The sequence below is a fragment of the Mucilaginibacter angelicae genome (assembly GCF_042434235.1).
Taxonomy (GTDB): domain Bacteria; phylum Bacteroidota; class Bacteroidia; order Sphingobacteriales; family Sphingobacteriaceae; genus Mucilaginibacter; species Mucilaginibacter angelicae.
This window is the reverse complement of the sequence record NZ_JBHLTS010000022.1, coordinates 526,080-538,021: the sequence shown is the minus strand read 5'-3', so window position 1 is coordinate 538,021 and position 11,942 is coordinate 526,080. Positions and strand designations below refer to the sequence as shown.

General features: G+C 39.1%; 10 protein-coding genes. 7 read left to right on the top strand and 3 right to left on the bottom strand.

All coding sequences use genetic code 11. The features are described from left to right. Positions 1–56: 56 nt before the first annotated feature. Genes ACFFGT_RS14395 through ACFFGT_RS14385 form a run of 3 tightly spaced genes read left to right on the top strand, consistent with a single transcriptional unit; the run spans position 57 to position 3,166 of the window. Entirely contained in the window at positions 57–1,229 is a 1,173-nt protein-coding gene (locus tag ACFFGT_RS14395; RefSeq protein ID WP_377023238.1) for a glycosyltransferase family 2 protein, read from the top strand. Further along, positions 1,229–1,882, top strand: a complete 654-nt coding sequence (locus tag ACFFGT_RS14390; RefSeq protein WP_377023237.1) for a glycosyltransferase — start codon at positions 1,229–1,231, stop codon at positions 1,880–1,882. Before ACFFGT_RS14395 ends, ACFFGT_RS14390 begins: the two co-directional genes overlap by 1 nt. Before the next feature lie 18 nt (positions 1,883–1,900). Beyond that, entirely contained in the window at positions 1,901–3,166 is a 1,266-nt protein-coding gene (locus ACFFGT_RS14385) for a glycosyltransferase family 4 protein (protein ID WP_377023236.1), read from the top strand. On the opposite strand, the gene ACFFGT_RS14380 is transcribed toward ACFFGT_RS14385, so the two are convergent. The 3 genes from ACFFGT_RS14380 to ACFFGT_RS14370 form a co-directional block, all read right to left on the bottom strand. After that, positions 3,139–4,206: a glycosyltransferase family 4 protein gene (locus tag ACFFGT_RS14380; protein ID WP_377023235.1), complete on the bottom strand. Its 1,068-nt coding sequence runs from the start codon at positions 4,204–4,206 to the stop codon at positions 3,139–3,141. The genes ACFFGT_RS14385 and ACFFGT_RS14380 overlap by 28 nt on opposite strands. Beyond that, the gene (locus tag ACFFGT_RS14375; RefSeq protein ID WP_377023234.1) at positions 4,197–5,189 is read right to left on the bottom strand and encodes a glycosyltransferase family 9 protein; all 993 of its coding nucleotides are present in this window, start codon (positions 5,187–5,189) and stop codon (positions 4,197–4,199) included. The genes ACFFGT_RS14380 and ACFFGT_RS14375 overlap by 10 nt, the downstream gene beginning before the upstream one ends. A 607-nt stretch (positions 5,190–5,796) precedes the next feature. Next, positions 5,797–7,092 (bottom strand): aminopeptidase P N-terminal domain-containing protein, encoded by a 1,296-nt coding sequence (locus ACFFGT_RS14370; RefSeq protein ID WP_377023233.1) that lies wholly within the window; start codon positions 7,090–7,092, stop codon positions 5,797–5,799. A 148-nt stretch (positions 7,093–7,240) separates the two neighbouring features. Between ACFFGT_RS14370 and ACFFGT_RS14365 the strand changes: the two genes are divergently transcribed. The 4 genes from ACFFGT_RS14365 (at position 7,241) to recG (ending at position 11,818) form a co-directional block, all read left to right on the top strand. Continuing rightward, positions 7,241–8,608, top strand: coding sequence for an OmpA family protein (locus ACFFGT_RS14365; protein WP_377023232.1), 1,368 nt, complete (start codon positions 7,241–7,243; stop codon positions 8,606–8,608). A gap of 136 nt (positions 8,609–8,744) precedes the next feature. Then, on the top strand, positions 8,745–8,888 hold the full coding sequence (locus tag ACFFGT_RS14360; protein WP_162997005.1) for a DUF6728 family protein: 144 nt from the start codon (positions 8,745–8,747) through the stop codon (positions 8,886–8,888). Continuing rightward, positions 8,885–9,262, top strand: coding sequence for a RidA family protein (locus ACFFGT_RS14355; protein ID WP_091217590.1), 378 nt, complete (start codon positions 8,885–8,887; stop codon positions 9,260–9,262). Before ACFFGT_RS14360 ends, ACFFGT_RS14355 begins: the two co-directional genes overlap by 4 nt. 456 nt (positions 9,263–9,718) lie before the next feature. Continuing rightward, positions 9,719–11,818: an ATP-dependent DNA helicase RecG gene (gene recG, locus ACFFGT_RS14350; protein ID WP_377023231.1), complete on the top strand. Its 2,100-nt coding sequence runs from the start codon at positions 9,719–9,721 to the stop codon at positions 11,816–11,818. The last annotated feature ends 124 nt before the right edge of the window (positions 11,819–11,942 follow it).

The following is an 11,942-nucleotide window of genomic DNA, read 5'->3' as shown; positions in this document are numbered from 1 at the left end:
TGTTATACCTTTATAAAAGATTATGCCTGGCTTCAAGGTATGTCAACGTAAAAAGAATGAATAATGATATAGCATTACTGGTAGGACTTAAGAATAATTTAGACTACAGTAAACATTTTTATACTACTACCCGCGCGCTTTACCCTGATGTTGAAATTGTTTTTACAAGTTATAATAGCACAGATGATACTCATTTGTGGCTGGATGGTTTGAATGATAAAAACGTTAAATATTATTATTCGGCAGAGCAGAAAACATTTTCTGATACTTATAATAAATGTATTGAGATAGCTACAAAAAAATATGTTGCATTACTGCATAATGACGTTGTAATTGCCCCTGGTTTCATCGAGTACCTGGAGCAAAGTGTATCAGAGCAAAACATAACCAAATTTACCACCATTGAACCGCCGGTTTTTGCCGACGATGAGAGGCCTGGGAAAATAGTAAAAGATTTTGGGCCAGATATTAGCACATTTGATATAGCTGGATTTTATAAACTCGCTGCCGATATCCAAAGTAAAAAACAGTCCGATATCAAAAACGATGCTACAACCTTTTTTTTCTGTATGCTGAGAAAAACGCTTTTGGATATAGGAGGGTTTGATCCGCTGTATAATCCCATGTTTTGTGAAGATGATGATATGATCATGAGATTGGGATTATTGGGCCTTAAAGGTTATGTAACAGTTAATGCCCTATGCTACCATTTTGTAAGTAAAACATCCCGGTTTTCGGCAGAGTACCAGGATCGTACCCGGCAAATCGAGAAAAACTCTAACCGCAATTTTTTTAGAAAGTGGGGCTTTCCGAATTCATCTGCGGAAAAGATAAAATATGATATCGGCTTCGTAATTAAAAATGGTAACACTGAACTACTTGAAAAAGTAGAGCCGCTTTGCGCAACTGTTTATATCGACGGTGATTTTAAGGAATATATTAACCGGGAGCAGCCAAATACTTTATTTAAATTAAGTGACAGGATTAAATCTTATGATCACAAAAAGGAGAATGATATTTTACTTTTTTTTGATGGAAAAAAGTTTGGCGCACGCTCAATGAATATTCTGGAAAACCTTAGTAGTATAATTTCCCATAAAAAGCAAAAGGGCGCAGGCATAATTTATAAGCTATTGGGATTAAACGGTACCGGGTTCAGAAAAAATATTTTCCGGGTACGGATTTCTAAATTTACAACTTATGAACATCTGCTCATTAAAAGAAAGTAATGTTTTTTAGCCTTTATAGAAATAAAATAAGCATATCGTATGGTATAACGGTTTGTAACGAATATGAGCAATTAAACGAGTTGCTGGTTCAGTTACTTGCAAGCATCGATAAAAATGATGAGGTAATAATACTACAGGATATTACACAGGAAGATGAAAAAACTACTGCGGTAATTGAAAAATATAAGCAACGTGTACTGCACCTAAAGGAAAAACTTAATGGTGATTTTGCATCGTTTAAAAATAATCTGATACAAAATGCATCCTGCGATTATCTGTTTCAGATAGATGCGGATGAAATGCCTAAAAAAACGCTTATTAAACGCATAAAAAAGCGTTTATATCAAAAGCGGGACTGTGATTGTTTCCTGGTGCCAAGGGTTAATATTGTTAATGGGCTTACTGAGGCCCATATACAAAAATGGAATTGGAAGGTTGATAAGTTTAATCGTGTGAATTTTCCGGATTACCAGTTCAGGATCCTTAAATTGAACGGGCGTATTAAGTGGCAGTATAAAGTACATGAAGAGCTTTATGGTTTTGAAAAAAGCTGTTATCTGCCCCGCAAAAATGAAAAATATTGCCTGATGCATATCAAAAATCTTGAACGGCAGGAAGCACAGAATAACTTTTATGATACATTACAATCCTGACCTAACACAATTATTTTAGTGAAACGAATAGCTTTTATTGTTCAGCGATATGGTATTGAGGTAAACGGCGGCGCCGAATACCATTGCCGTATGGTTGCCGAAAAACTTAACGCCCTGTTTAATGTTGAGGTGCTTACCACTTGTGCTAAAGATTACATGTCATGGGCAAATGAGTATTCTCCCGGGACTGAATTGATAAATGGCGTTAAAGTAACGCGCTTTGAGGTAGAGCACCCGCGAGATTTAAAAAGATTTAAGCTTGCCGGCCGCAAGTTGAGGAAAAAGCAGAAATGGTACCAAAAGCTGCTTAGTTATTTTGGACAATTGGAGAATTTTAAGAAATTGACCAAAGCAAAGTCCCGGGCCGAAAACGAAATGGCATGGATAACAGAACAGGGGCCCTATGTGCCGCAGCTTATCTCGTTTTTGGAGGCTAATCAGGATAATTACGATGCTTTTATCTTTTTTACTTATCTATATTATCCTACCGCTATCGGTATATCAGTTGTGCCCCATAAATCGATACTGATCCCTACAGCTCATGATGAGCCTCCGATATATCTTGAATTTTTTAAAGATTTTTTCAAGCGGCCGAAAGCTATTCTTTATAATACTGAAAGCGAAAAGCATTTTGTCAATACGCTTTTCAATAATAAAGGTATTTATTCGGATGTGGTTGGCGTGGGAATTGAAGTCCCGGCATTAAGGCCTAACCCCGCTGCCGAAGACCTGATAAAACAGGCAGGCGATTATATTATTTATATCGGGAGGATAGAAGTTGCTAAAGCTTGTGATGAACTTATCAGCAATTTTATAAAGTTTAAAGCTGATACGCACAATACTATTAAACTTGTGTTTGTAGGCCAGGCATTTATGCCCCTTACAGAACATCCCTCCATAATTTACACTGGCTTTGTTGATGAAGACATTAAATTTAACTTGCTTAAAAATGCCCGCGCGCTGGTAATCCCTTCTATATTTGAAAGCCTTTCATTAGTAACCCTCGAAAGCATGGTTTATGGCATCCCCGTTATAGCCAATGAAAAATGTGAGGTTATCAAAGATCACATTCATAAAAGCGGGGCAGGCTTTCTTTATGCCAACCAGGAAACATTTGCGACGGCCATCCAAACGGCTTTTAGCAGTAGTACAAATGTTGAGGTTTTAAGTGCCAAAGCAAAAACATATGTAGCTGAAAATTACACCTGGGAAAAAGTATTAGATAAATATGATACAGCTATTAATTATGTGGCTGATCATTTTTCATCAAGCACTTCGCGGTAAAGCTGTAAGTATTGTTTTGCTGTATCATCCCAGTTAAATTTTTGTGCATGGGCCATTATTTTTTCAGATGGGTTATGATGGCCGAAATGTTGCATGCCTTCATTAAATACTTTCTGCATCTCTTTACCATCAAAACTTGAAAAATAATAAGCACAATCACCGGCAATTTCTGGTAAGGAAGTATGTGTTGAAACAAAAACAGGCTTGCCATGGTGCATAGCCTCTATTACCGGTAATCCAAATCCTTCGGCTATTGAGGGGAAAACAAAGGCATCGCAATTTTTATAATACCATGTTTTATCGTTATCTGATATTGTTCCGATTATTTTTACCCTGCTTTCAACGCCGTATTTTTTTGCTTCTGCCATAACCTCATTTTCATACGGGGTTTTTATCCCGGCTATAATAAGCTCCAAATCGTTATCGGCCAGTAAGGCCGGTAAAACGTGAAAATTCTTTTTTGCAGAAACTATACCTATAGTGAACAGGAAGGTACCTTGAGGTTGATATGCCGGTAAGTGGCCATCAGGTAATTCAAGCTTATCGGCACCATTGTAAATTACGGTTAATTTATCAATAACATGAGGGAAATAGGTTGCAACATCCTCAGCAGCAAATTTTGAGATGGTTACTATACGATGGCATTTGTTAATGCGTTCGCCCAGTTTTTTCAGGTAGTGCTTTAGTTTTTTTTCACCGATATTTTCATGTACCTGGTTAATATCATGTATGGTTATGATTTTTTTGTATTTGCTGTGTACCTTCTTGGGTTTCAATCTTGAAAATTGATCAGTAAAATGGAAGAGTTTAATGTTGTCTTTGTTTATGAAAAAAAACTTATGATACTTTTGACGATAATACCGCGTCACTTCGTCGTTATCAAAATCAGTTGTAATGTCGTATAAAAAATAACTCAGTTCAAAATCTTCATTTTCTTTTATCAGTGCTTTTCCCAGGCTTCTTCCAAAATAAAATAAGCCCGTGTTTGGATACCTCATCGAATCAAACGTTACCAGTACACGAGGTTTTTTTATATCCATGTTTTAACTTTTTCTGCCACCTTAAACGGCGTAATGGTTTCTAAATTGTTTGTGCCGCTTTCTATGTAACCTGCTTTTTTGCCAATGGGTGCCCATCTGCCAGGGTGTATTGGTCTTAACGAGGGAAATAATCCAAGGGTATTGATCCCGGTCATAGCAGCCAGGTGCAGCGGGCCGGTACCTGAAGCAATAAGGCCGTCGGCTTTACTTATAAAAGTTATCAATTGCTCAAGCGACATTTGCCCGGTCATATCCTGTACCGTTGCCGGGAGTGTTTCGATCCAGCTTGTAAGCAATGCCTTCTCTTTTTCAGATCCGGTTATGATGATGTTGAACTGATCGGCCGGCAGGATACGTATAAGCTTGGCAAAATTATCCAGCCCCCATTCCATACCGCTGCCGTGCGATTTTGGATGAATAATCAGGTTAAACCTATCATTTACAAGCACAGCGGCCAAAGCCGGTGTAAGCTCAGCTTTATTATGAAAATTATTATGTGCTACAATATCCTGTAAAGAGGGCACATGTTTAAGCCCCAGGGGGTTTAACAAAATCAGATTGAGTTGAGCCTCATGCAGATTGGACTTTTTGCGGCTTAATTTTACCAGCTTATTACAGGTATACCAGTGAAATACCCGGTTGGTTGTCCCTATACGGAGCTTAATGCCTGCCTGCCTGGTTATTTTGGCGATGTGCTTATTAGGTAGCACATGTATAACGGCATCAATGTTTTGCTTTTGAAGATATTCGGCCTGCTCATTATCCGGTAGCTTTTTTAACTCATCGTAATTAAGAAATGCATCTATCGAAGTTATGGTATTAATTACGGGCTGTGTATAGGTCCGGCCTAAAAATGAAACCTTGGCGCCGGGAAACAATTTTTTAATGTAGGCTGCTACAGGCAATGTAAGTACAACATCGCCAATAGCATCAACTCTGCTTATTAATATGTGAGGTGTTTTTGTCTGATAGAAATCGGGCATTGTTTTAATGAGTTACGGGGTACATTAATAAAATGCTACACATTAATTTGCAATGATAAGATTAATATGTTTAACAAAGACTAATGTAATTTTATATCATTTTTGTATTTTATTATACATATTTTATTGAAATAACTTATTAAATAATCTGTAATTTATGCTTTTTGATTATTTGATATTTTGTTTTAATATTAATTACGTATTGTGATGTATTAAAAAGATAAATTCATCTGAAATTTAACAAAGAAACATATATTTTATATAAAGACTTTGTTTTTGAACGGCAGGCTCTTTTTTAATAGACAACCTATTAAAACCAGAGCATCCCAAAATCTGGTTATTGACAATATTCCCGCCTTTTACATAGCAACTCAATTTTAAAAGAAAGCAACCGGCGGAAATTACTGCTGACCGAAAAAATATACAAATTTATTCAGCGAAAATGATGGCTGAATAAATAAAAAAAGCCTCAGCTTGATATGGCTGAAGCTTTGAATAACGGGAATTTTAATCTGTATAGTTTTGTGGATACTTATTGTATAGTATTTGTTTAGCTTAATGTAAACAAAGGGTGGTCTTTTACTGATTTGTTTATATTTTTTTAATGCTAATTGCTAAAATTCATGATCTCTTCAATATGATCAGCCTCAACGGGGATGCTGCCCATTAAGTCGATATTGCCATTGCCGGTAATGAGGATATTGTTTTCGAGGCGGATCCCTAATCCCTCTTCTGCAATGTAAATCCCCGGCTCGCAGGTTAATATGTTTCCAGTTTCAAAGGGTTTATACCTGCTTGCATAGTCATGCACATCAAGCCCAAGGTGGTGTGATGTGCCATGCATAAAGTACTTTTTATACAAGGGGGAGTTTTTGTCCTGTTTTTCAACATCATGTTTGTCGAGCAAGCCAAGCCCTATAAGCTCACTTGTCATGATCTTACCAACTTCGTCCTGGTATTCGTTCCAGACGGTACCGGCTACAATGAGTTTTGTAGCTTCGCGCATTACATTTAAAACTGCATTATAAACCTGGCGCTGCCGTGTTGTAAAACGCCCGTTAACAGGTATTGAACGGGTCATATCGGCATTGTAATTACCATATTCGGCGCCAAAGTCAAGCAGCATCACATCACCGTCATTGCATACCTGGTTGTTATCATTATAGTGCAGCACAATAGCATTGGCACCTGAAGCAATAATAGGGTTATAAGCATGGCCTGTACCGCGTTGCCGGATAAATTCGTGGATGATCTCGGCTTCAATTTCGTACTCGGTTACACCAGGCTTAGTGTATTTTAAAACACGTACAAAGGCATCCCGCGTAATATCGCAGGCCTTTTGAGTAAGCTCAACTTCAATGTCGGATTTCACCACCCGCAGGTCACGTAAAATGGGTGCCGAACGGGTGTAATTATGAAGCGGATACTTTAATTTAAGGGCTTCATACATCCGGTAATCACGATAAGGCACAGTGTGCGCATACCGGTCATTTTCATTCGTATTAATGTAGATGTTTTCGGCATAGTTAATAATACCATGCAATATTGTGTCATATTCGCTCAGCCAAAAAACGCTCTCAATACCTGATGCTTCACGCGCTTCGTCTTTGGTGTATTTGTGGCCTTCCCAAATGGCGATATGTTCGTTGGTTTGTCTTAAAAAAAGTACTTCCCTGTATGCTTTATTAGGACAATCAGGGTATAAAACCAGGATACTCTGCTCCTGATCAATGCCTGTTAAGTAAAAAAAATCGGGGTTTTGTTTAAACGTAAATGCCTGATCACCACTGCGTGGGAACTCATCATTTGAGTGAAAAATAGCGATTGAGTTGGGTTTTGTTCTTGAAACGAAATTTTTTCTATTATTTGTAAATAAGCTATTTTTTATCGGCAGATATTTCATATTTATCGGTTGATTATTTTATTAAATCATTTTTTTTTAGTTATTTGTGTAACTATTACAATTTTTGGAACAATGTTTGGTCATGGATTCAAACATAATTACTAAATTTGAAAAAAATCACAATTAAAATCGTTTAATCTTAAAAACTATGAATTATTCTACATTAAAGAAAACAGTCGCATTGTCATTTGCTTCTTTGATGGTTGCCGGTTTGTCTCAAGCGCAGACCGATTCAACCAAAACAACGGCAACTACAACGTCATCTGAAACCTCAACTGCTAAGGTATTTGGCGGTTTAGGCCAGTACAGGAAATTTAGCATCGGTATCAACGGTGGCGCTACTTCACAGTCGCTGGCAACCGGTGGTTCAACCGATTTCCAAAACAAAAAAATCAGCCTTGGTTACGGTATTTCATTGAAAGAGCAATTAGCACACTCATTTGCTTTACAATTAGACCTGAACGGTGGTAAAATTAAAGGTGAAAACCCGGTTTCGGCTGCTGGTACTTACCGTGATACTTATGTTAGCTACGACACCAAATTTTGGCAAGCAAGCTTAAGCGCGGTTGTTAACGTTGCTACTATCGATTTCATCCGTCGTAAAAACGCTGTTAACTTCTACTTCAAAGCAGGTGGTGGTTTAGCTATCTATGACCCAACAATTACCCGTAACGACGGTACTACTACTTTTACCGGTCACTTTAAAAACAACGGTTCTGATGGTAGTCACTACGTAAAAGAACTGGTTATCCCTGTAGGTGCAGGTGTTAAATTCAGGTTGAGCGATGCAGTTGCTTTAGATTTGGGTTATACTCAAAACTATGTTGACGGTGACAACCTTGATGGTTTCAACAGGAAATATCCTACTAAAGACCACTACTCATACGGTTACGCTGGTTTAGAATTCACTTTAGGTTCAAAATCGAAACCAGTATTAGAGTGGGTTAACCCGGTAGCTATGATGTATGACGAACTGTATGATGCAGCTTTACGTCAGGAAGTTGAAGCTTTAAAAGGCCGTGTTGCTAACGTTGAAACTGCTGTTAATGACCTGAAAAAAGATTCTGATGGTGACGGTGTTGCTGATCAGTTCGACAAATGCCCAGGTACTGCTGCAGGTAGCGTAGTTGATGGTTCTGGTTGCGTTATCGTATTCCCTAAACCTGATACAACTGTTGCTCCGGTTGCTACTGCTTACTCAAACATCCAGTTTGAATTTGACAGCTCAGTATTACGTACTTCATCTTACCCAGTGTTAGATGCTACTTCAGCTGACTTACGTTCATCTGGTGCTGCTGTTGAAATTGATGGTTACGCTTCATCTGAAGGTACTGCTGCTCACAACTTATCATTATCTAAAGACCGTGCTAACTCAGTAAAAACTTACTTGGTTAACTCTGGTGTTGATGCTAAAAAAGTGAAAGTAAAAGGTTACGGTGAAACTAACCCAATTGCTGACAACTCAACTGAAGAAGGCCGCGTACTTAACCGTCGTGTTCAATTCAAAAAGAAATAATATCTGATTAAAATATTATTTGCGAAGGCTCCGGATAACCCGGAGCCTTCTTTGTTTTATAAATTTTGCGTTTAAGAGCCATGCCTTATGTATAAGTATGGGTTTACGGAGGCAAAATTTTATGTAAGTTTGTGTGATGTATTTCTTCAGAAAAAAAGACCCAAACAGGCCCGATAATTTTAATTTGCGGGTAATGCATTTTATAAATGCATTGGCTATTATCATGTTTTTGGCCGGGATCATCTGGAAACTGGTACAAGTGTTTATACTAAAAAAATGAAAACAATCATCAATACTAACAATGCACCTGCCCCTATTGGGCCATATAGCCAGGCTACTTTGGCTGGCGGTTTTTTATTTGTATCAGGCCAGATCCCTATCGATCCGCTAAGTGGCGAGCTTATCAGCAGCGATATTAAAGCCGAGGCTACACAGGTAATGGAAAACATTAAAGCAATTTTAACTGAAGCCGGTTTGGGTTTTGATAACATTGTAAAAACCAGTATCTTTTTAACCGACCTGCAAAACTTTGTACAGGTTAATGAAGTTTACGGAACTTATTTCACCGCCGATTTCCCTGCCCGCGAAACTATCCAGGTATCTGCTTTACCTAAAGGGGTAAATGTAGAGATCTCGGTTATAGCGGTTAAGTAAGGCTTTTGATTTCGGAATTCGGATTTTCGATTTCGGATTATTTCTTAGTTTGGATTAAACGGGTCTCTTTGTCTGAACCCGAATTAAACTAATTATTAGAATTTATTGAATTTGCTTTGCATTCTGATAATTCCTTAATTCAATAAATTCGAGTTCAGACAATGCGTTAGGGATAGAAGTGGATACCGGCCTGCGTGTAATGCCTGCAGGCGTATGAGCGGATAGCCCGGCCGCAGGCAACGCCATAATTTTGATTTCGGAATTGAGATGTTCGATTTCGGATTTTGAATAATTTGAATCGGATTAAACGGATTGGAGGATTTATCTGATTTGCTTAGCATTTTGTATATTCCTTAATTTAATAAATTCGGGTTCAGATAAATATTATCATTTTAAAAACAGCATAAGCTATAATTCCCCAACTGCCGCAGGTAGAGATTTAAACTGCTACAATCAATGGATCCTTTTCAAACGCCGCTTGTATATTTAAAAGGTGTAGGCCAGTCAAGGGCCGAGGTTTTGAAAAAGGAGCTTGAACTGCATACTTTTGAGCATCTGCTGCGCCATTTCCCGTTCAGGTATATTGATCGTACCCGTTTTTACAAGGTAAGGGAGATACGCGAAGAACTGCCTTATGTGCAGGTACTGGCCCGTATTGTAAGTAAAGAAATTGTAGGCGAAAAGCAAAGCCGCCGCCTGGTGGTAAAAGCTAAAGACGATACCGGTATCATTGAACTGGTATGGTTTAAGGGGATAAACTGGATAGAGAAAACCATTATACCCGGCAAGGTTTATATATTATTCGGGAAACCCGGCTTTTTTAATATGATGCCCCAAATGGCGCACCCAGAAATGGAGTTATACTTGCCGGGGGCCCAAAAGCAGGGTAACCTGTCCTTACAGCCTGTTTACAACTCAACAGAAAAACTTAAACAGTTTCAGTTAGACAGCAAGGGCATTCAAAAGCTTACCGCGGTATTACTTGATCTGCATGCTAAAGACATCCGCGAAAACCTGCCTTTATATATTATAAATCAGTTTAAGCTGCTTAACCGGGCCGACGCTTACCGCAATATTCATTTCCCCGGGGATGCTACCTTGCTTAACGAGGCAGTATATCGTTTAAAATTTGAAGAGCTGTTTCTGCTTCAGCTTAAATTGCTTAAAAACAAACTGCTGCATACCCAAAAGTTTAAAGGAAATGTATTTGATAAGGTTGGTCATTATTTTAATGAGTTTTATCATAGTAAACTGCCGTTTACCTTAACTGATCCGCAAAAGCGGGTTTTGAAAGAAATACGGCAGGATACCCAGCGGGGCATACAAATGAACCGCCTGCTGCAGGGGGATGTAGGCAGCGGTAAAACCGTAGTGGCGCTGATGAGCATGCTGATAGCTATTGATAATGGTTTTCAAACCTGTATCATGGCACCAACCGAGATTCTGGCCAACCAGCATTATCAAACTATTAAAAGCTTAGTAGGTGATGATTTTATTGAGGTAGCTTTACTAACAGGTTCAACCAAACAAAAGGAGCGCAGAGTATTGCATCAAAACCTTGAAGAAGGTACGCTTAAAATATTGGTTGGTACCCATGCCCTTATTGAAGATAAAGTGCAGTTTAAAAACCTGGGCTTTGTAGTGATTGATGAGCAGCACCGTTTTGGTGTTGAGCAGCGGGCCAAGCTTTGGCGAAAAAATGCCATCCCGCCGCATATATTGGTAATGACTGCCACCCCGATACCCCGTACGCTTGCCATGACACTGTATGGCGATCTGGATGTTTCAGTGATTGACCAGCTGCCGGCCGGTCGTAAACCTATTCAAACAGTCCATTTTTTTGAGAACCAGCGACTGCGGATGTTCGGCTTTATGAAACGGGAGATAGCCTTGGGCAGGCAGATTTATGTGGTATATCCGCTGATACAGGAAAGCGAAAAGCTCGATCTAAAAAACCTGGAGGATGGTATTGAGGCTATGTCACGTGAGTTTCCGAAGCCTGACTATCAATTAAGTATTGTTCATGGTAAAATGAAGCCTGCCGAAAAGGATTTTGAAATGCAGCGTTTTATTAAGCACGAAACGCAGATCATGGTAGCTACAACCGTAATAGAAGTAGGGGTGAATGTACCTAATGCCTCGGTGATGATCATTGAAAATTCGGAACGCTTCGGTCTGTCGCAATTGCACCAGCTGCGGGGCAGGGTAGGGCGCGGGGCCGAGCAGTCATATTGTATTTTGATGAGCAGTCACAAGCTGAGCCAGGACGGCAAGATCCGCCTGGATACGATGGTAAAAACCAACAATGGTTTTGAAATTTCGGAGATAGATTTGCAACTGCGCGGCCCCGGCAACATTGAAGGTACCCAGCAAAGCGGTGTGATTGATTTAAAGCTGGCTAACCTGGCAACCGACCAGGAATTGCTTTTCCGTGCGCGCAAATGCGTTGAAACTATTTTTGAAAAAGACCCTCAACTGGCACATCCCGAAAACCAGGTGCTGCATCATGCTTTTGAAACCAAAAGTGCAGGTTTAAGCTGGGATAAGATATCTTGAAGCTGTAAAGGCTAACATTCCATTATGCTCTCACTCATGATATGTTAAAAGGGTTTGTCATCCTGAGCGATAGCGAAGGATCTTCTTGGATATGCAGAGCCGCTATACAGGGCGAAGAAGATCC

Coding starts and splice junctions, on each gene's coding strand:
- ACFFGT_RS14375 (WP_377023234.1), bottom strand. CDS start 5,189: ATGCCCGATTTCTATCAGACAAAAACACCTCACATATTAATAAGCAGA.
- ACFFGT_RS14355 (WP_091217590.1), top strand. CDS start 8,885: ATGAAAACAATCATCAATACTAACAATGCACCTGCCCCTATTGGGCCA.
- ACFFGT_RS14380 (WP_377023235.1), bottom strand. CDS start 4,206: ATGGATATAAAAAAACCTCGTGTACTGGTAACGTTTGATTCGATGAGG.
- ACFFGT_RS14365 (WP_377023232.1), top strand. CDS start 7,241: ATGAATTATTCTACATTAAAGAAAACAGTCGCATTGTCATTTGCTTCT.
- ACFFGT_RS14395 (WP_377023238.1), top strand. CDS start 57: ATGAATAATGATATAGCATTACTGGTAGGACTTAAGAATAATTTAGAC.
- ACFFGT_RS14370 (WP_377023233.1), bottom strand. CDS start 7,092: ATGAAATATCTGCCGATAAAAAATAGCTTATTTACAAATAATAGAAAA.
- ACFFGT_RS14390 (WP_377023237.1), top strand. CDS start 1,229: ATGTTTTTTAGCCTTTATAGAAATAAAATAAGCATATCGTATGGTATA.
- ACFFGT_RS14360 (WP_162997005.1), top strand. CDS start 8,745: ATGTATTTCTTCAGAAAAAAAGACCCAAACAGGCCCGATAATTTTAAT.
- recG (WP_377023231.1), top strand. CDS start 9,719: ATGGATCCTTTTCAAACGCCGCTTGTATATTTAAAAGGTGTAGGCCAG.